The sequence below is a fragment of the Lysinibacillus sp. FSL M8-0134 genome (genome assembly GCF_038069745.1).
Taxonomy (GTDB): domain Bacteria; phylum Bacillota; class Bacilli; order Bacillales_A; family Planococcaceae; genus Lysinibacillus; species Lysinibacillus irui.
Window position 1 is genome coordinate 3,197,017 of record NZ_JBBPAJ010000001.1, and the last position, 20,901, is coordinate 3,217,917.

Annotated in this window: 21 protein-coding genes; 1 reads left to right on the forward strand and 20 read right to left on the reverse strand. The window is 37.5% G+C overall.

Going from position 1 to position 20,901, the window contains the following annotated elements:
• Window positions 1-197 precede the first annotated feature (197 nt).
• The 3 genes from argF to MKY49_RS16310 form a co-directional block, all read right to left on the reverse strand.
• Entirely contained in the window at window positions 198-1,163 is a 966-nt protein-coding gene (gene argF, locus MKY49_RS16300; RefSeq protein ID WP_274794047.1) for an ornithine carbamoyltransferase, read from the reverse strand.
• A 194-nt stretch (window positions 1,164-1,357) separates the two neighbouring features.
• Window positions 1,358-2,446 carry a M42 family metallopeptidase gene (locus MKY49_RS16305; RefSeq protein ID WP_274794048.1) on the reverse strand — a complete coding sequence of 363 codons (1,089 nt, stop codon included), beginning with the start codon at window positions 2,444-2,446 and terminating at the stop codon, window positions 1,358-1,360.
• A gap of 95 nt (window positions 2,447-2,541) precedes the next feature.
• Entirely contained in the window at window positions 2,542-3,027 is a 486-nt protein-coding gene (locus MKY49_RS16310; RefSeq protein ID WP_274794049.1) for a dUTP diphosphatase, read from the reverse strand.
• A gap of 105 nt (window positions 3,028-3,132) precedes the next feature.
• Here MKY49_RS16310 and MKY49_RS16315 point away from each other — a divergent pair, with 105 nt between their 5' ends.
• Window positions 3,133-3,528 carry a sigma-w pathway protein ysdB gene (locus MKY49_RS16315; protein ID WP_274794050.1) on the forward strand — a complete coding sequence of 132 codons (396 nt, stop codon included), beginning with the start codon at window positions 3,133-3,135 and terminating at the stop codon, window positions 3,526-3,528.
• A 23-nt stretch (window positions 3,529-3,551) separates the two neighbouring features.
• Here the strand turns inward: MKY49_RS16315 and MKY49_RS16320 are convergent, their stop codons facing one another.
• From MKY49_RS16320 to MKY49_RS16400, 17 genes are all read right to left on the reverse strand, one after another.
• Window positions 3,552-3,815, reverse strand: coding sequence for a DUF1294 domain-containing protein (locus tag MKY49_RS16320; protein WP_274794051.1), 264 nt, complete (start codon window positions 3,813-3,815; stop codon window positions 3,552-3,554).
• A 172-nt stretch (window positions 3,816-3,987) separates the two neighbouring features.
• Complete coding sequence (gene rplT, locus MKY49_RS16325) at window positions 3,988-4,347, reverse strand: 50S ribosomal protein L20 (protein ID WP_004226314.1); 360 nt, start codon at window positions 4,345-4,347, stop codon at window positions 3,988-3,990.
• Window positions 4,348-4,404: 57 nt separating this feature from the next.
• On the reverse strand, window positions 4,405-4,605 hold the full coding sequence (gene rpmI, locus MKY49_RS16330) for a 50S ribosomal protein L35 (RefSeq protein WP_004226312.1): 201 nt from the start codon (window positions 4,603-4,605) through the stop codon (window positions 4,405-4,407).
• A 31-nt stretch (window positions 4,606-4,636) separates the two neighbouring features.
• Entirely contained in the window at window positions 4,637-5,140 is a 504-nt protein-coding gene (gene infC, locus MKY49_RS16335) for a translation initiation factor IF-3 (protein WP_016994853.1), read from the reverse strand.
• Window positions 5,141-5,555: 415 nt separating this feature from the next.
• A complete protein-coding gene (thrS, locus tag MKY49_RS16340) occupies window positions 5,556-7,487 on the reverse strand; it encodes a threonine--tRNA ligase (RefSeq protein WP_274794052.1) in 1,932 nt (643 codons plus the stop codon).
• A gap of 642 nt (window positions 7,488-8,129) precedes the next feature.
• Window positions 8,130-9,059, reverse strand: a complete 930-nt coding sequence (gene dnaI / locus MKY49_RS16345) for a primosomal protein DnaI (RefSeq protein ID WP_274797364.1) — start codon at window positions 9,057-9,059, stop codon at window positions 8,130-8,132.
• A gap of 27 nt (window positions 9,060-9,086) precedes the next feature.
• Window positions 9,087-10,451: a replication initiation and membrane attachment family protein gene (locus tag MKY49_RS16350; RefSeq protein ID WP_274794053.1), complete on the reverse strand. Its 1,365-nt coding sequence runs from the start codon at window positions 10,449-10,451 to the stop codon at window positions 9,087-9,089.
• A 16-nt stretch (window positions 10,452-10,467) separates the two neighbouring features.
• Window positions 10,468-10,938: a transcriptional regulator NrdR gene (nrdR, locus tag MKY49_RS16355; RefSeq protein WP_004226277.1), complete on the reverse strand. Its 471-nt coding sequence runs from the start codon at window positions 10,936-10,938 to the stop codon at window positions 10,468-10,470.
• A gap of 260 nt (window positions 10,939-11,198) precedes the next feature.
• Window positions 11,199-12,221, reverse strand: a complete 1,023-nt coding sequence (locus tag MKY49_RS16360; protein WP_274794054.1) for a glyceraldehyde-3-phosphate dehydrogenase — start codon at window positions 12,219-12,221, stop codon at window positions 11,199-11,201.
• Between the two features lie 205 nt (window positions 12,222-12,426).
• On the reverse strand, window positions 12,427-13,020 hold the full coding sequence (coaE, locus tag MKY49_RS16365; protein WP_274794055.1) for a dephospho-CoA kinase: 594 nt from the start codon (window positions 13,018-13,020) through the stop codon (window positions 12,427-12,429).
• A gap of 13 nt (window positions 13,021-13,033) precedes the next feature.
• Complete coding sequence (gene mutM / locus MKY49_RS16370) at window positions 13,034-13,906, reverse strand: bifunctional DNA-formamidopyrimidine glycosylase/DNA-(apurinic or apyrimidinic site) lyase (RefSeq protein ID WP_312506595.1); 873 nt, start codon at window positions 13,904-13,906, stop codon at window positions 13,034-13,036.
• Between the two features lie 12 nt (window positions 13,907-13,918).
• The gene (polA, locus tag MKY49_RS16375) at window positions 13,919-16,546 is read right to left on the reverse strand and encodes a DNA polymerase I (RefSeq protein ID WP_322606040.1); all 2,628 of its coding nucleotides are present in this window, start codon (window positions 16,544-16,546) and stop codon (window positions 13,919-13,921) included.
• 272 nt (window positions 16,547-16,818) lie between these two features.
• A complete protein-coding gene (locus MKY49_RS16380; protein ID WP_274794058.1) occupies window positions 16,819-17,241 on the reverse strand; it encodes a DNA polymerase I in 423 nt (140 codons plus the stop codon).
• Between the two features lie 173 nt (window positions 17,242-17,414).
• Entirely contained in the window at window positions 17,415-18,425 is a 1,011-nt protein-coding gene (gene hflC, locus MKY49_RS16385) for a protease modulator HflC (protein WP_322606039.1), read from the reverse strand.
• Window positions 18,425-19,387: an FtsH protease activity modulator HflK gene (gene hflK, locus MKY49_RS16390; protein WP_312506598.1), complete on the reverse strand. Its 963-nt coding sequence runs from the start codon at window positions 19,385-19,387 to the stop codon at window positions 18,425-18,427. Before hflK ends, hflC begins: the two co-directional genes overlap by 1 nt.
• Window positions 19,388-19,523: 136 nt before the next feature.
• The gene (locus tag MKY49_RS16395) at window positions 19,524-20,237 is read right to left on the reverse strand and encodes an LrgB family protein (protein WP_322606038.1); all 714 of its coding nucleotides are present in this window, start codon (window positions 20,235-20,237) and stop codon (window positions 19,524-19,526) included.
• Window positions 20,234-20,605, reverse strand: coding sequence for a CidA/LrgA family holin-like protein (locus tag MKY49_RS16400; RefSeq protein WP_274797365.1), 372 nt, complete (start codon window positions 20,603-20,605; stop codon window positions 20,234-20,236). Before MKY49_RS16400 ends, MKY49_RS16395 begins: the two co-directional genes overlap by 4 nt.
• Window positions 20,606-20,901: the final 296 nt, after the last annotated feature.

The window sequence follows — 20,901 nt, forward strand, 5'->3', positions numbered from 1 at the left end:
ACAAGTAAAAAAGTAACCTAGCGTCTCCCAGGTTACTTTACTATGTAGCGATGTGCCATCCATCTTGACAACAAACATCGCGCGCGGTATACATCCCTCTGTCTGCCTACCACAGTATGTTATTCACATGGATACCCTCTGTTGCCCAAGTGAACTCTCTTTATCGTACTTCTCAAACTCATAAGAATGTCCAAATTCTAAGCTAAAATCGATGCTAGCACTGCTTTTTGTGCATGTAATCTATTTTCAGCTTGTTCAAAAATATAAGAATTAGGCCCGTCAATAACAGAAGTCGCAACCTCTTCTTCACGATGTGCTGGTAAACAATGCAAGAACATATAATTCGATTTTGCATAGGCAACTAGTTCATCATTAATTTGATAGCCTGCAAAATCTTGTAATCGTTTTGCCGCCTCTTCCTCTTGACCCATTGATGTCCAAACATCCGCATAGACCACATCTGCATTTAATACAGCTTCTACAGGGTCATTTGTGATCATAATTGTACTGCCATTAGCCGCTGCAATTGCCTGTGCTTTTGCGATTACTTCTGCATCACATTCATAACCAACTGGCGTTGCCACTGCGACGTTCATCCCTACATGTGCTGAAGCAACAACAAGTGAGTGCGCTACATTGTTGCCATCTCCCACATAGGCAATTTTAAGCCCTTTTAAAATTCCTTTATTCTCTGCAATCGTTTCTAAATCCGCTAATGCTTGACAAGGGTGATAAATATCCGTTAATCCATTGATAACTGGAATGGCAGCATGCTCCGCCAACTCTTTGACCATTGCGTGAGAGTTTGCACGAATCATAATACCATCTAAATAACCTGATAATACATGGGCTGTATCATAAATTGATTCCCCACGACCAATCTGTAAATCGCGAGCATGCATAAACATACTTTTTCCACCTAATTGATTCATGCCAACTTCAAATGAAATACGTGTACGAGTTGAATGTTTTTCAAAAATCATGCCAAGTGTTTTACCTTCTAATAATCTTGGGCATTTCCCTTCTTTTGTAATCATTTTAAGCTGTGTCGCTAATTCAATAAGTTCTTGAACCTCTTGACTAGTATAGTCTAGCAAAGTTAGTAAATCCTTTCCTTTTAAACTAGACACTAACTTTAACTGGACTTCTTCGAGTAATTTCATAGCATTCGCTCCTTATATCGTTGCTGTTGAAATTAGTATAACATGCATAAATATAAAATCAACTGAATTTTTATAATTTATTTCAGTAATTATTCATTCGTCTTCAAATGTGACAAAAATTCGTACTTTTGAATAATTATGCATACAACATAAAAAAGATAGCTAGTTTAAACTAGCTACCCTTCATCTGCTTATTAGTCAAATGTAATTTTATTCACTGCTTCACGGTCTAATTTTTTAATGACTTCTACCATTAATTTAACAGCATTATCATAATCATCACGATGTAGGATACCTGCATGTGAATGGATGTAGCGTGTCGCAATACCGATGGATAGTGCTGGTACACCATTTGCTGTTACATGGATGGAGCCAGCATCTGTACCACCGCCAGCCATCGCTTCAAATTGATATGGAATATTGTGCTCATCTGCTACATCTAATACAAACTCACGTAAGCCACGGTGTGAAACCATTGATGCATCATACACAACGATTTGTGGGCCAGCACCCATTTTACTAGTTGATTCCTTTGCTGTAACTCCTGGAGTATCTCCCGCTACACCTACATCAACTGCAAAGCCAATATCTGGTTGAATTTTATGTGTTGCCGTTTTAGCACCACGAAGCCCAACTTCTTCTTGCACATTTCCTACAGAATAAAGAATATTTGGGTGCTTTTCATTTTGTAACGCTTTCATTACATCAATAGCTATAGCACAACCGATACGATTATCCCAAGCTTTTGCTAATAGATACTTGTCATTCTTCATGACGTTAAATTCAAAGTATGGTGTTACCATATCGCCAGGACGTACGCCCCATTCAAGTACTTCATCCTTAGAAGCAGCACCTACATCAATAAACATATCTTTAATGTCTACCACTTTATTACGCACATCTGCAGGTAAAATATGTGGTGGCTTTGAACCAATAACCCCAATCACTTCGTCACCTTTACGTGTAGTAATTGTTACACGCTGTGCAAGCATAACCTGGCTCCACCAGCCGCCTACTGTTTGGAATTTAATAAAGCCTTTGTCATCGATTTGCGTAACCATGAAACCTACTTCATCTAAATGTCCTGCTACGACAATTTTTGGACCGTTTTCATCGCCCACTTTTTTAGCAATTACACTACCTAAGTTATCTGTTTCTACAGTGTCTGCATATGGTGCAATGTATTTTTTCATGACCTCACGAGGTGCACGTTCATTACCTGCAATACCATTCGCATCTGTTAAATCTTTAAACATTTGTAATGTTGGATCTAGTTGTGTCATCCTTTGGCCTCCTACTTCTTGTATCTTCTTTATTATACTTCGTTTACCGAAATATTCCTAGCTTAATCGTCTGAAAATTGGTGTATTTCTTAATTTTAATAGCCTGAGCGCTGACGATTATAATTTTCTTGATTTTTTTCAATATAAGCACCAACAACATCCTCAAATGTAAATCCAAGATTATACGCTAGTAATCCATAGCATTGCCAAATGGTTAAATAGTGATCCTGAGTAGGTTGTTGAATAAATGTTAAAATAGCACTTTGTGTCTGTAAAAAAGTTTCCGTTAAATTTCTTTGCTCTTCAATTACTGGCCACTTTTCAATGGATGTATAGCCCTTTAATAAGCCAAGGGATAAGATAAAATGGATAGAATCAACATATTCCTCTAAAATGACTTCACGTGCTGATGGTCCTTTAGTACTCCAAAATTTAAAGCAGCGCGTTTCATTGGCAAGCTCAGCAAGCTCTACCATTAATGCCAAGCCCTTTTCTTGAAATACATCTTGTTGAATATTTTGTGTTTGCTCGATAAAATCATCAAGCTCTTTTTGCATAGTAAACAATTGTTGTAAATTCATTTTTTTCTCCTAAATTTCTAAAAAATATTTAAGTAAAAGTGAAACCATTTGACCTCTCTAATCGTATAGGAAAGAATAACCTTTCTTCAAGGGGGAAATTTAAACATGTTGCCGTTACTAATTCGACTTGCTGTAATAGCGCTTATTATCTATGTATTTTATAAAGCGATTCGTTATATAACCGATCCTAAACGCAAACTTGATGAAGCCTATGAAAAAGGCCAATATTATTTTTATGATGACGTTAAAAATGTCCGCAAAAATTTCTTTATTTCTTATAAGGGTGCTCTTTTTGAAGGTGAAAAATACCTGGGTACGACAGAAGATGCCTTCGAGGTTGTCACTATCTTCGTTGGTGCTCGAGATGCTGCAACGTTGCAAGGCTTCACCAAGAGCGACTTTGAATATTTACAGCAAGAAATTTTATTGAACTATCCAAGTGCTAAAATTAATTGGAAGCAGCCCATTGAACAGCTTATGCGGAACACATCCTCTTCATGAGGATGTGTTTTTCTTATTTTCGTTTAAACCCACAATTGTACAACAATAAATAGTTGAATGGCTGCTAGTAGTGGAAACCCAAATGCAAAACTATTGTGGCGTGTTTTGTGGCGGAATAAATACATACCAAGTACACCACCAACTGCCCCTCCTACAATAGCTAATGTAAACAAAGTGCGCTCTGCAATTCGCCATTCATGCTTTTTCGCACGAGATTTGTCCATACCCATTAAAATGAGCAGCACAATTGATAGTATACCCATATAAGCTAATAATGCTTGTCCCATTCTCTACTCCTTATCAAAAAACGTTATACTACTAATCTAACATAAAAAAGACTGATGGAAAAATCCATCAGTCTTTTTGGCACCTGTCGCTACGCTTTCGGTGTAGGAATCTCCTATTTTGCACCTGTCGCTACGCTTTCGGTGCAGAAATAATAATTGACATTGTCAACTATTATTTAGCTACTGCTTTTTTTGCAGCGTCTGCTAATTGAGTGAATGCTGCAGCATCAGTTACAGCAAGGTCAGCTAACATTTTACGGTTAACTTCGATACCTGCAACTTTTAAACCGTGCATTAAACGGCTGTAAGAAAGACCATTCATGCGAGCAGCTGCGTTGATACGAGTGATCCATAATTTACGGAAATCACGTTTTTTCTGACGACGGTCACGGTATGCATATTGACCTGACTTCATTACTGCTTGGTTAGCAACTTTGTATAATGTATGTTTTGAACCATAGTAACCTTTAGCTAATTTTAATACTTTTTTACGACGTTTGCGCGTCACTGTTCCGCCTTTTACGCGTGGCATATGAATTACCTCCTGCTTTTCATTAAAAAATGAATGTTAGTATTTTTTTGTAGTCAATTATTTCATGTAAACAAGTAAAGATTTGATGCGTTTGAAGTCACCAGATGAAACGATGTTTGCTTTACGTAGGTGACGTTTTTGTTTCGTAGATTTGTTTGCGAATAAGTGACTTCCATAAGCACGGTCGTATTTTAATTTACCTGAACCCGTTTTTTTGAAACGTTTCGCAGCTCCACGGTGAGTTTTCATTTTTGGCATGTCGAATTCCTCCTAAACTGTTCGTCTAATATTATTTCTCGTTCTTTGGTTGAAGAACTAAGAACATGCTTCGGCCTTCCATCTTCGGTTTTTGTTCTACCGTTGATACTTCAGCACAAGCTTCAGCAAAACGATCTAACACACGCTGACCAATCTCTTTGTGTGTAATCGCACGACCTTTGAAACGTAGGCTACATTTTACTTTATCGCCTTTTTCAAGGAATTTAATCGCATTACGTAACTTCGTTTGGAAATCATGCTCATCGATAGTTGGGCTCAGACGAACCTCTTTCATTACGATGACCTTTTGATTTTTACGAATTTCACGGTCTTTCTTTTGCTGTTCAAACTTAAATTTACCATAGTCCATGATACGAGCGACTGGCGGCTTGGCTTGAGGGGCCACAAGGACAAGATCCAAGTTTACACGAGCGGCGATTTCTAGCGCTTCATTACGTGTCTTTACACCAAGCTGGTCACCATTGTGATCGATTAATCGAAGTTCACGTGCGCGAATGCCTTCGTTTACATACATGTCTTTGCTAATAGTAATCCACCTCCAAGTAGTTGTCGCGAATACATGGTTTGGGCAAAGCCTTGCCCGGTTGAACGGTACATCCTCTTGTCATGTCCATAAAAAAAGGACGGACATTTTTGAAGATGTCCGCCCGCTATATGTGCATGCGCAAGTTTACGCAAAACAATTCAACGTGTCATACCTGTTCACAGCCTTTAAAGCGTTGTATCAGGTGAGAAGCGGGCAGCCTCTACTTCAACCACAAACTTTGTATTCATTAACCTTAATTATATTAGCATGTATATGATAAGTTGTCAAATGTTTAATTTCTTATCTCTACCATATTGACCTAGAATGAAATATTTTATACAAAAGTAAGATTTATTTTATACAGAAACCCTCACTTATGCAAGCGAGGGTTTCTTGTAAATGCTTATTTAGTAATTTCAGCTTTAATCGTTGCTAGGAAATCTTCAAAGCTAATTGTTTCAGAATCTTTTGAGCCATAACGACGTACATTCACGCCATTTGCCTCAACTTCTTTATCCCCAATGACAAGCATATACGGAATTTTCTTCATTTGCGCTTCACGGATTTTATAGCCTAATTTCTCTTCACGGTCATCCATTTCTACACGTAAACCAGCTGCAGTTAATTGTTCTTCAATTTGTTTTGCATAGTCGAAGTGAGCTTCATTTGATACTGGAATGACTTCCACTTGTACTGGTGCTAACCATGTTGGGAATGCGCCTTTGTACTCTTCAATTAAGAAGGCAACAAAACGTTCCATTGTTGATACTACACCACGGTGAATAACGACTGGACGATGTGGTTTACCATCTTCTCCAACATAAGTTAGGTCAAATCGTTCAGGTAATAAGAAGTCTAATTGAACTGTTGATAAAGTTTCTTCTTTACCAATCGCTGTTTTTACTTGTACGTCAAGTTTTGGTCCATAGAAAGCAGCCTCACCTTCAGCTTCGAAGTAATCTAAGCCAAGCTCATCCATCGCTTCTTTTAACATGCTTTGTGCTTTTTCCCACATTGCATCATCATCAAAGTATTTTTCAGTATCCGCTGGGTCGCGATACGATAGACGGAATGAGTAATCATTTAAATCAAAATCTTTATAAACTTCTAAAATTAATTGTACAACTTTTTGGAACTCCGCCTTAATTTGGTCTGGACGAACAAAAATATGAGCATCGTTTAAAGTCATCCCACGTACACGTTGTAGGCCTGAAACTGCTCCTGACATTTCATAACGGTGCATTGTTCCAAGCTCTGCAATACGTAACGGTAGGTTACGATAAGAATGCATGCTGTTTTTGTAAACCATCATATGGTGAGGACAGTTCATCGGACGCATAATTAATGTCTCGTTATCCATTTCCATTGGTGGGAAAATAGAATCTTGATAATGATCCCAGTGACCAGAAGTTTGATAAAGCTCTTTCGAACCTAATACTGGTGTATAAACATGCTTATACCCAAGTGATAATTCTTTATCCACGATATAGCGCTCAATAACACGACGAATTGTTGCACCATTTGGTAACCAAAGTGGTAAACCTTGCCCTACCTTTTGAGAAGTTGTGAACAGGTCTAATTCTTTCCCGATTTTACGGTGATCACGTTCTTTTGCTTCCTCTAACATTTGTAGGTGATGTTTTAATTCTTCTTTTTTGAAGAACGCTGTACCATAAATACGTTGAAGCATTTTATTATCAGAGTTTCCTCTCCAATAAGCACCCGCTAAAGATAAAAGCTTGAATTCACGAAGCTTACCTGTTGATGGTACGTGAATACCACGGCAAAGGTCGAAAAATTCTCCTTGATAATAAATAGACACTTGCTCATCAGCAGGAATAGCTTCTAGTAATTCTAATTTATATTCATCGCCAATTTCTTCATAGATTGCTTGAGCTTCCGCACGACTTACATTTTTGCGTTCTACTTCTAGGTTTTCAGCAATAATTTTTTTCATTTCTTTTTCAATTGCAGGTAGATCTTCAGCAGTAATTGGTGTTGGTGAGTCAATATCATAGTAGAAACCACCTTCAATAACTGGACCAATACCAAGCTTCACATCTGGGAATAGACGTTTGATAGCTTGCGCTGTTAAGTGAGCTGTTGAATGTCTTAAAATCTCAAGAGCTTCCTCATCATCCTGTGTAATGATTGCAATTGTTGCATCCTCTTCAATTGGTGTTTTTAAATCCACTAACACACCGTTAATTTTACCCGCATAAGCCTTTTTACGTAAGCCTGGGCTAATTGATAATGCTACGTCATCAGTTGATGTGCCTTTTGCAAATTCCTTTACAGCGCCATCTGGAAAAGTTAATTTAATCATTTCTGACATATTCTTTGCACTCCTTTAGTTGTGTTAAATTCATAATGATTGATGAGTGAATCCGGCAATCGTTCGAGTATTTCAGCTTAGCTAGAAATTAGGGCACCCTATTTGAGCAGGTCTCAAGTCTTTTGGAGCGGATTTCTCCTCCCTTGGAGCGGTGTGAACTACTTTTGGAGCGGTTCTCCCCCTTCTTGGAGCGGTTGCGACTCCTTTGCAAGCTGTGTGACCACTTTTTTGAGCGGTTCTCTCCTCTCTTGGAGTGGTTACAACTCCTTTGCGAGCGGAGTCTTCAACTTTTCGAACAGCTTCCTTCTCATTCTAGGGTATTCTTCATATGTGCTAGAAAACAAAAAAGCTCCGTCCCTACGAAAGGGACGAAGCGTATGCTCGTGGTTCCACCCTTCTTCCTTCCGACTTATCTAAAGTCAGACGAAGCTCAAGGCTAGCTAACGGGCTAGGGACCGGCGAAAGATTATCCCTTTCGCTGCTCAGTAGGTAGTAAATAATGTGCCGACACTAGGAAGTTTACAGCCGATGACTTCCCTCTCTATAAGCTGATACACAAAATTCATGTCCTCATCAATGCATGTTGATATTAAGTATATGAGTCAGTATACGCTCGATTGTCGAAAAATGCAACTACCAATGTTACATACGACGATTTTTACCTCGCATTTCAATCGGTATAGTCAAGGCTTTAATACGCTCCATAATTCGTCCTGCTTTTACAACTTCAATATCACCCTTTTGTGACTGTGCTAAATGGTGCTCCAATTCATCATAATTAAAATTAGACGTGATAAACGTTGGTAATTGCTCTGCCATACGATAGTGGAAAATGGTTCCTAAAATTTCATCTCGCGTCCACGCCGTCATAGTTTCTGCACCTAAATCATCCAACATTAGGACAGGAGCTTTTTTAATATAATCTATTTTCTCGTTTAATGTATTATCGCCTATAGCATTTTTCATTTCTCGTAAAAACTCTGGGACAAACACAACAACAGAGCGAATTTTAATCGATGCTAGCTCATTAGCTAAAGCACCAAGCACAAAAGATTTCCCAACACCAAATTTACCAAATAAGTAAAACCCTTTGGAGGGTAGTTGACCTGACTCTTTTGTCATTTTTACAAATTGAGCCGCTTTTTGTGCAATCGCGACGCGAGATTCATCATCAATACTTAGATCTTGAATGGTCGCTTGGAGCACATCTTTTGGCATGTGCATGCTTGCAATCATATTCGCAACATCTCGGCGTTCTTCTTCTCGTACCTTTTGCTCACAACGAACATAGTCCATTTCAATAGAATTCCTGACGATTCTTAATGTCGGGAGGAAGCCTTTTAAATAGTTGGTACAGTGTTCGGTATTATCGCAACCACAGCATTCTGTAGATTGACTAATAAATTCATGAAGCTTTGGTAAATTTCGTTCAATATTCTCGTAGTTTAATTCATCTGCATGTTGAGCTAGAAATTCCTGTACTTGTGGATGTTCTAAAATTTCACGTCGCATAGCTTCATAGCGTTCTTGAAACGACGGTACATTTATTGCTCGTTTTAATGGTCCATTTATAGGTTCGATTGTTGCTCACCTTCTTCGCTATTCACTTTTTCCTAGCATTTCCAATATTTTCTGACGTTCTTTTTCAAAGTCTATCGTGCTAGAAGCATCTTCCTCTTGTTTTTCATTACGTTTATAAAACCATTCAGGGACTTTTTCTTCACGTTGATTTCTTGAACGTCCTTTGACCTGTTGACTTGTTTTATTTGCAGTTTGTGGCTTGTTTTTCCAAGCAGTATATTTATCATGCTCTTGGCGTGCAAGCTCCATTGCTTCCTTTGCCGTTTGGACATTTTTACGTACCCAGTGATCAGCAATCGTTTCCACATATTTTTTAGGTAGTTTCATATCTGTCGTTAGCATAACGTATTCTAATAATGCATTGACTACCCCAATTGGCATGCCGTGCTGAACGATTAAATTTTCTGCAAGTTGAACAGACGTTTGTAATGGTTCTTTACCATTATTAATATCACGTAATACTTGAACAGGAGCTGTTGTCTCTAAATAATGTTGGAGCTCCTGATCCTTCGTTTTTTGCCCCACTTCTGCTACTGGTAGAGGTTCGTTTACTCTTGCTAGTTTTGGCGGCTCCTTTGAAACTGTTAATTTATAAAAATCGGCAGCAGCCTTGCGTAAACGTTCTTGGGAAATTCCTAAATCATCGTCCAAAGCAAGAATGACCACTTTTTGCATATCAAGGGCTGTTAAATGATATAAAAATGCCAGTTTCGCTATCGCTTCACGTACTTCTAATGTCAACAAATTGGAAGGTACCAATTGCTCTGACAAACCTGCTTGCAACAAATCAAAATCAAATTGCTCCAAATAAAAAGGATATACTTTTTGCTGTTTATCCTTTTGACTCGTATCCACTTGTAAATCGGATGGGATATTAGAATGAACAGGCTTAAAGACATCAATAAAGGCGCGAGACACATCCTTAAATTCTTTGTCCTTTACAGGTGACATAAAGCGCTGACGTAAGTTTCGATAGGCCTGCTCGCCGATTTTACTAAACAGAAACATCGACAACAACGGATCTTTCATAAAACTATCTGCATCAAGTGGGCGCTGTAGCTCATATAAAAAACTACGCTCCCCCGCATTTTCTTTTTTCCATGTGCGTAGCAAACCGATTGCCTCCAGTGCAATACGGGCCTCAAACACTTTACCAATGGGCAAACCGAGCACATTCATTAAATAATAATGGGTCATTTGCTGTTTTGGCATTTGTTCAGCTTCAGCCCATAACGTTAAATAAAGGCTAATTGGCTCCGAGCCGGTTAATGGTTGATAAAACAATGTAACTAATTGACGCTCCTGTGTAGAAAATGCATGAGGTAGACGAATGTCGAAAGGATCGCCAGGCTGCAATTCCTTATATAAATGGATCAACGTCATTCATCCTCTCTGTTTTCTATGATTTTTTCTCCGTTTGACGTTGAATAATATCTTTAATTTCCTCAATAAAAACATTAATATCCTTAAACTGACGGTAAACCGAGGCAAATCGCACATAGGCTACCTCATCAATTTTAGCTAAGCGATCCATTACCATTTCACCGACGTCTTCTGAGCGTACTTCTGAATTGCCTATACGACGAAGATCTTTTTCAATAGATAGGACAAGTTCCTCCAGTACATCAAGCGCTACTGGGCGTTTCTCACAAGCACGAATAAGTCCACGAAGTACCTTCTCACGGCTAAACTCCTCTCGTGAACCTTCCTTTTTAACTACGACTAATGGTGTCTCTTCAATTTTTTCAAACGTTGTAAAACGGAAGCCACACGACTCACATTCACGACGTCTACGAATTTCTTTATTATCATCTACTGGCCTCGAATCCACAACACGCGTTCCGTTAAATTGGCAAGATGGACATCTCATATAATTACTCTCCTGATTTACAACAATTTAATATTTCTATTATAACAAATTTCCTACATGTAAGAAAAGTGCATTCATGTTTGTGAGCACATGATAAACCTAAAGCACCTAAAGTACAAGAAAATTATTCAAATTTAAGAGGTCTAGAAGGATTGCCATTGTAGCACAAATAACATAACACTTAACCATTTTCGGTATTCCTCTGCATAAAAAAAGCACATTGAAATCACTTAGATTTCAATGTGCTCACGATGAAATTTTTATGCGTTTACTGTTTCTAAAGCATTCGCTACTTTTTTCACAAGATCTACTACACGTGCAGAGTAGCCCCATTCATTGTCATACCATGCAAGTACTTTTACTTTACGGCTGCCTAATACCATTGTAGAAAGTCCATCAACCGTTGATGAGTAAGTAGTTGTGTTGTAATCAGAAGATACTAATGGTTCAACAGAGAAGTTCAAAATGCCCTTCATCGGACCTTCTGTTGCAGCTTTTACGAATGCAGCATTGACAGCATCAACTGTGACATCCGTATTTAAATCTACTACAAGATCTACTAAAGAAACGTTTGGTGTAGGAACACGCAATGCCATACCATGAATCTTACCTTCTAATTCAGGTAAAACTAATTTTAATGCTTTTGCAGCACCTGTAGATGTTGGAATAATGGATTGTGCGCATCCACGTGCACGACGTAAGTCTTTATGTGGATTGTCTAGGTTCTTTTGGTCATTTGTATAAGCATGAACTGTTGTCATTAAGCCATTCTCAATTCCAAATGTGTCATTCAATACTTTCGCTACTGGAGCTAAGCAGTTCGTTGTACAAGAAGCATTTGAAATAACATCATGTTTAGCAATATCAAGTTTGTCATCATTTACACCTAAAACAATTGTTACGTCCTCGTTTTTACCAGGTGCTGTTAAGATAACCTTTTTAGCGCCCGCTTCTAAGTGCATTGCTGCTTTGTCACGTTCATTAAATTTACCAGTAGCTTCAATAACGATATCTACACCCATTTTTGCCCAAGGTAATTTTAATGGATCACGTTCGCTAATAATTTGAACACGTTTACCGTTTACAACTAAAGCATCGCCTGCTGGTTCTACCGTACCTTCAAATGTTCCGTGATTTGTGTCATACTTAATCAAATGTGCTAACGTTTCAGCTGGGTAGCTCGCGTTAATTGCAACGATATTTAAATCCTGTTGTACGATCGCTTGGCGGAAAACCATACGTCCGATACGTCCGAAACCATTAATAGCAATTGATACTGTCATTTATAATATCCTCCTGTGAGTACATACTCAGATTAATTAATTATATACTTTATGGTGATTAGTATAACACAATTTTAAAAAAGATGAACATTATATATTCACAATATAAAAGTTCTTATTTTCTGAAAAATTAATCCTTATTATGTCGTTTCCCCATTAAAAAATGCGCAGCAAACATATTTTGCTACGCATCTTAATGAAACCATTAAATAACATTCCAATAACTGAGGATTTTCCTTAATTGTTCCTCTGTATTTTCTATATTCTCATTATTATAAATAACCGCATCTGCGCCTTTTTCTTTGACAGACATTGGTAGCTGTGAATGCATACGTGCTAAAGCATCTTCTTTTGATAAATTATTACGTTCCATTAAGCGTCGAAGCTGAACTTCTTCACTGACCGATACGACAATGATACGCTCCACAAAATGCTGAAGCTTACTCTCAAATAACAATGGTATATCCATCACAACATGCTGATACCCTGCCTCTAAATAAGCATCACGTTGACGTAGCATTTCTTTTCGGATGGCTGGATGCATAATATCATTTAAAATTTTGCGTTTGGCAGGCTCATGGAAAATAATATCCCCCAGCCTTGTTCGATTTAAATTGCCATCCTCAAGCAAAATAGCTTGTCCGAAGCTTTCAGCAATTAAAGCTAATGTCTCTGTTCCTGGTTCTACGACATCTCGTGCTACAATATCTGCATCAACAATCGGTAACCCTAGTTCGGTCATCATTTTTGCTACTGTACTTTTGCCGCTTGCAATACTTCCTGTTAGTCCGATAATCATCGTTAAATCCCCTTTAATGTTGACAATTTGGGCAATAAACAGAGGTACGTCCACCAATTGTCATTTGACTCGTTGCTGTTTCACATACTGGACATATCTTTTTCCCATACATTTTCAGCCGATTCTGCATACTCCCGGCTTCCCCATTAATGTTTCGATAATCAGAAATAGTTGAACCACCCGCTTCAATACTTTGGCGTAGGACAGCAACAATTTCCTCAAATAAAGCTCTTTTACGTTTGTCACTAATGCGATTCATTTTCCGTGCAGGATGAACTTTCTGGGCAAACAATGCTTCAGTAGCATAAATATTGCCACAGCCCGAGATGACTTGCCCATCCATAATAACCTCTTTCACAGCTTTATTTTCATATTTTGGTAATTTAGATTGTGCTATAAAAAATTCACAAGCATGCTCATCGAATGGCTCTGGTGCCATCTTTGTTAGCGGCACATGATCTTCAATCTTTGCCAAAAATCGAAGTTCACCAAAGCGACGAATATCCGAATAAATTAAGTATCCCCCATCTGCCATTTTAAATGTTGCATGGATATGCTTTTGGAATTTTTCCTCATTGATTTCTTCTGGTTCATTCACAACAAACCATGCACCTGTCATGCCTAAATGACTGACAAGCACATATGGCACATCATCCTTCATCAAATGAAAGAATATATATTTCGCTCGTCGTTCAATTTTAGTTATTGTCATGTGCGACAAAGACAATTCAAATGCATCCGGCTCTGCTTGTTTAACGATGCATTGCTTACCCTCACTAAAAGAGAAACGTACCCTTTCAGATAGCTGTACTTGTTGAATTGTCCGTCCTTCAATTTTTGGCTTCAATGCCTGGACGACACCTTCCACCTCTGGTAATTCAGGCATTTGAATCCCTCCTTATTTTGCTTCGTACCATGTAGAGCCATGGTTGAAGTCTACTTTGAGCGGTACGGAAAGCCCAATGGCATTTTCCATTACCTCTGGTACAATTTTTTCTAGCAAAGCAATCTCCTCTTTTGGAGCTTCAAAAATTAATTCATCATGCACTTGTAGAAGTAGTTTTGCCTGCATCTTTTCTTTTTTCAAGCGAGCATCCATATCAATCATTGCTTTTTTAATAATATCAGCGGCACTACCTTGGATCGGTGTATTCATTGCCGTTCTCTCCGCAAAGCTTCTTAAATTAAAATTCGAGCTTGTAATGTCTGGTAAATAGCGACGTCTATTTAAAATGGTTGTGACATACCCATTAAATTTTGCATCTTGTACAATATCATCCATATATTGTTTAACCCCTGGGAAACTTGCGAAATATTTTTCAATAAATATCGCGGCTTCCTTACGCGTTATATCCAAGTTTTGTGATAGTCCATAATCACTGATGCCATAAACAATCCCAAAGTTAACAGCCTTCGCAGCACGCCTCATATTACTATCCACTTCATCCTCTGCTACATGGAATACATCCATAGCAGTTCGCGTATGAACATCCATGCCTTCGCGGAAAGCCTCTACAAGGTTTTTATCTTCTGACATATGTGCCAGCACGCGCAATTCAATTTGCGAATAATCGGCAGAAAATAAAATCCAATCCTCTTTTGAAGGGACAAATGCTTGACGGATTTTGCGTCCTTCTTCCAAACGGATAGGTATATTTTGTAAATTAGGATCTGTAGAACTTAGACGTCCTGTCGCAGTTAAAGCTTGCTGGAAGCGTGTATGCACCTTGCTATCCGATTCATGAATTTCCTTTAGTAAACCTTCGATATACGTGGATTGTAATTTACCAAGCTGTCGATACAATAGGATATGTTCGATGATCGCATGCTCCGACTGTAATTTTTCCAATACATCAGCCGCTGTAGAATAGCCTGTTTTGGTCTTTTTAATCACAGGTAGACCAAGCTTCTCAAATAAAATAACCCCTAATTGTTTAGGTGAATTAATATTAAACTTTTCTCCAGCCTCTGCATATATTTCTTGCTCAATCACTATTAGTTTGTCATTCAGCTCGTGCCCCATTTTTTCTAACGTAGCACGGTTAACTGTAATCCCTTCACTTTCCATCTCGCCCAAAATTCTTGCCAATGGTAATTCTAAGTTTTTATAAAGATCAAATTGTTCATTCTCTTTTAATAACGTTTCTAGCTTCGGCTGTAATGACCACACAGCAAAAGCTTTACGACAAACATGCTGAGCAAGTTGATCGATGTTTGGAATCGCACGCTTAGCTCCTTTGCCATAAACCGTCTCATTTGCTTGGACATCATAGTAGCCTAACTCCCTTGCTAGTGTGGCAACATCATCTCCACTTAGCCCAGGATTATTAATATATGAGGCTAAAAGCAAATCAAAGTCAACGCCTGCTAATTGAATACCTGCTCGCTTTAATGCCGCTTGAGCTGCCTTAGAATCAGACATATATTTTATTTTTGTTGCATCTTCTAACCAGCGACGAAGTTCATCTGATTTTGCTGCAATATCAAACGGGATATATTGTGTCTTAGTACCATCTGATAAAGCGATTCCTAATTGCTGACATGTATGATAATGCTCATTCTCAAGCTCAACATGTACAGCCATCACATCTTTTAAGTCTTCTGGTTTTACTTCTTGCACTAACTCATATTCAAATGGTGCTTGTTCTTCTTCTTGGACTGTAAAATCACTTTTTTCAATGAGTGATTTAAAGCCAAGCTCACGCCAAACACTCATTAATTCTTCTTCGTTTGGCCCGTTATAAACAAGATCAGCAAGTGAAATGGTAATTGGAGCATCTGTATAAATCGTTGCCAGCTTCTTACTCATGATGGCCTGCTCTTCATTAGCTACCAACTTTTCCTTCATTTTGGAGGCCTTCAACGTATCCATTGCCTCATAAAGTGCCTCAACGGAGCCATGCTCTTTTAATAATTTTACTGCTGTTTTTTCACCGACACCTGGTACTCCAGGAATATTATCTGAAGAATCTCCCATTAAGCCTTTCATATCAATAATTTGTAGTGGCGTTAAACCGTACTTTTCTTCAATAAAGGCTGGTGTATTTTTCTCAATTTCCGTAATGCCCTTTTTTGTAATATAGACCGTTACTTGCTCTGTCGCTAACTGAGTTAAATCACGGTCTCCCGATACAATAATCACATCCATATCCTGTGATGATGCCTCTTTAGCGAGCGTTCCTATAATATCATCCGCTTCATATAATTCTTGTTCATATTGCTTAATTCCATAGGCATCAATTAGCTTGCGTAAATAAGGGAATTGCTCTGATAATTCTGGTGGGGTTTTTTGTCGCCCACCTTTATATTCCGTAAACGTTTCATGGCGGAATGTTGTTTTTCCAGCATCAAAAGCGACTAATATTTTTGTTGGCTGTTCTTCCTCTAATATTCGTTGTAGCATTGTTGTAAAGCCGTACACAGCATTGGTATGAATGCCACTATCATTCGTTAACAATGGCAACGCAAAAAACGCGCGATACGCTAAACTATTACCGTCCAATAATAGTAATTTTTCTTTAGTCATGTTTTTATCCTCCTGCGTTGTCTTCTACTTAATTGTAAAACGAAAACGTATGTTTGAAAATGCTTCTCCTTTCTACTTTATCGGGAAAACAACCATTTTGCCAACAATAACAGCATATTTCAAATAAAAAAGCCGATGACAACGGAGGGCCTTATCCTAATGATCGCTTTTGATGCACTATCCAATTTTGCAGCTTTTTGCGATTAGTCAAGTTGCAAACATAAAAAAACTTCCATTCAAAGAATAAACTCCTTTAAATGAAAGTGATTAATTTATGCTTTTATTTTGACTGGACGATAAAAAATTTCCTCATAAATAACCGTTAAGATAAACGCATTCATAAACGCAAATACTAAAAACAAAGGCATTCCACCTAATTGTGGCTGTGTTAACTCTTGTCCAAATACCATAACAGTACTAATTTGAGTTAAAAAGAATATAAAGCCAATCCCCACTTGCCAAATTGGACGCTGAACTTTACGTTTCTCATACCAAAACAGTTTTTTAAAGAGATTTCTTACATCCTCTGCAATGACGATACTAACTAAAAAGATACTTACAAAAAATACGGGTATATGATAAACAGTTCTTGTCATCCATGAAAATTCTGATAGGCGGAAGAACAATGTCAATAACGATGCTATACTACAAGCAATTCCTAAATTTTGGAGCCATGTGCTAATTCTTAATTTCAAAGCTATTACCCCCAACTATTCTTTTTAAACATTATCATTCTATCAAATTATAGTTGGGAGGGGAATAAAAAATTATATATTTCTATTATTTTCATAAAATAACATTTCAAATTAAGTGATAATTATAATTTTCATAAAAAAGTCGTCTCGATAACAAACGAGACGACTTGATGTTATTTTATATAACCAGATAATATTTTTGCATATGGTGATGAGGCAGGTAAAATGATAACTGTATCCTCTCCCACTGTTTTCTTATAGGATTCCAGTGTGCGGTATAAAGAATAGAATTCAGGATCTTGGGAGAATGATTTATTGTAAATTTTTGCGGCTTCTGCCTCACCCTCTGCTTGAATTAAAGCAGCTTCTTTACTTGCTTTAGCAAGCATTTCTTGTACTTGTTGATCCGTTTGGGCCTCAATACGACGTTTCTGTGCATCTCCCTCTGACAAGTACTTTTGGGCAATTGATTCACGATCTGAAATCATATTCGTAAAAACAGATTGCTCATTTTCAGTAGGTAAATCAATGCGACGAATACGTACATCTACTACTTCAATACCATAGTTATCGTTGGAAAGAAGTTCATTAACACGTTGAGTTACTTGATCGTTTATGCTACCTCTCGAAGAATCTTCATCGTTTATAATTTCAGTGTAGTTAATTCGGCCAAGTTCAGAGCGAATTACAGAATATATAAACTCTTCCATACGAGATTCAACTTTTTCAATTGTACCTGCATTTGAAATTAATAACTTAGGATCCGTAATACGCCATACCGCATAATTGTCGATAATAATCCGCTTCTTATCCTTTGTATTAATCTCTTCCTCTGAAATCTCATATGTCATTTGGTTTTTTGGTAGCTTTGTGACACTTTGGATAAAAGGTATTTTCATATTTAAACCTGGTTCACGTTCAAACTTTACAACCTCTCCAAATTGTCGAACAACAGCATATTCTGATTCTTTCACAATATAAATATTAGATAGTAGAATAATTACAAGAGCAAACACTGCAGTTAAAGTTACAGCTAGGGAGATATATTTCTTTGGATTCTTAGGGCCCTTTTTTGACATTTTCACTACATTGTCCCCTGAATCACCATCTGATGGAGCGGCTTTTTTACTTTTACCTGATAAAAAATTGAGGAATTTGTCAAGGTCCTTATTTTTTTGGTCCATTAATTACCGCTCCCCTCTTTTTTCTCTGTTTGTGCCTGCTGAGGCTGTAATGGCTGAAGTGGTAAATACTTCATTGTACTACCATCATCATTCATAATATAAATTTGTGCTTTCGGTAGAACATTTTCAAGCGTCTCTATAATTAATCGCTCTCGTGTAATTTGCTGATTGCCCTTATATTGCTCATACATTTTATTAAAGACTGCTACATCCCCTTGCGCTTGCTCGATACGAGCTGTTTTAGTTCCTTTTGCTTTCGACATAATAGCATCTCGTTCACCTTCAGCTTCACTAATGCGTTGGTTTTCATATTTTTCAGCTTCATTTATTTTTGTATTTTTCATTTCCCGTGCATCTGTTACAGCAGTAAATGCTGCACGGACATCTTTATTTGGTAATTCTACATCTTGCAATTTTACACCTAAAACACTTATCCCAATATCGTATTTTTCAATAAGTGAAACTAATAATTGACGAGTATTTGCTTCGATGTCAGCTTTACCTTCTGTTAACGCTGCATCGATAGAAGAACTTCCGATAATCGAACGAATGGCACTCGATGTCGCGCTATGTAATATTCTTTCTGGATCTTGTGAATTAAATAAAAACTTATTAGGCTCTGTAATTTTCCATTGAACAACAAGGTCTGTTAATACAATATTTTCATCCCCTGTAATCATTTTCGTTTCGGCATCGTATGCCTCTAATTCACCTGATTTATTTTGCTTATAACCGAACTGTAAACTAAATGTTTCTTTCGACAAAATTTCAACAGATTGGACTGGCCATGGCAATTTAAAATGGAGACCTGGATTAGTTATTGTATCATCAGCACGACCAAATGTAATGACAACGGCTTGTTCTGATTCATCCACAGTGTACCATGATGTAAAAACTGAAATAAGAGCTATAACTCCAACTATTCCAAGTCCAACCATCATTAGTGTCCTTTTCACACTCATGTCTGTTCCTCCCTTTTATTTATTACTACTGTTTACGGAAGACATTTAAAAAAAGTTTCAAAATATTTTCATATAATTTACGGAGGGGGTCTCCCTTACCAGAGCTCTCAATCAAATTAAAAAATCCTGTCACCTTTTAAGGCAACAGGATGTTAATCACTAGATGTTCAAAAACTGGGAAAATGGTTGTAGATAAGACAATGCTAATTAATGCGGCAACGATCATTGCTAGACTGGCAAATGTTCCTTCTAGCTCTCCAAATTCAAATGCTTTAGATGTTCCAGTGCCATGGGCTCCCATTCCAAGCAGTAAGCCTTTAGAAGAGGGGCGATGAAAACGACATATTTTAATGAGGATAGGTGCTAATAAGCTCCCTAAAATACCCGTTGTCATAACGAAAACAGCTGTTAGAGTTGGAGAACCACCAATCATATTTGAAATGTCCATTGCAATCGGTGTCGTAACAGAACGAGGCACTAAACTATGCACTAATTCATCATTTAACCCTACCATTATAGCCATGATAAAGGAGGATACAATAGCAACCGCAGAACCAACGGCAATACTAATAAAAATTTCAAATGCATGTTTTTTTAATAAATTAACATTTTTATATATCGGGATTGCAAACGCTACGGTTGCAGGTCCTAATAAATTGGTTAAAACAGTGGCTCCTGTATTATAGGATTTATAAGGTATACCTGTCAGTAATAAAATACAAATAATCACTAAAGGTGTAATCAATATAGGTGATAGCCATTCCTTTTTATTTTTTTTATAGATCATTTTACTAATATAAAAAATAGTAATAGTCCCTAGTAAGCTGACAATAGTAATGAATAGATTCATATTGTATTACCCTTCTTTCGTTGCTCTAGCCATTGTGCCGTATAGCCTGTTACAAACATCACAACAATTGCACTTACAACAATAACTAGCACAACCTTCATTCCTTGCATACCGAATAAGGCTTGATAATCAATAACTCCGATAGCAGATGGAATAAAGAATAATAATAGTTCACTTAGTAATACCGCTGCGCCTAACTCAATCCATTCAAGCTTGATTATATGAAACTGTAAAAGTAAAAATAATAGAACAAGTCCTATTATGCTTCCTGGAATCGGCAAATGAAGTAGGCGTGCAATAGTATTTCCTATAAATAATAGGATATAAAGATAGCCGATCTGCACGATACTTTTGACGATTTTCATGATCATCCTTCTCTCATTTTTTTCTCTGCCTTCACAGTCAGAAAAACACGATTCAAATGAAAAGAAGACTGATTCACTGACTGTAAAAGCTATTGTTTAACAACATAATCGGCGTAAGATTCATGTTAAACTTTTATGCTACTATACTTTACACCTATTTACCTCCCCTGTAAAACAGAAAAAGAACCTAGCGTCTAAATTTAGACAGTAGATTCTTCCTGTGGGGAATAAAAGCAGTTATTAAAAACCTTTAACAGATTTTTTATGGTTATCGTCTTAACAATCATATAGGGGGTTTC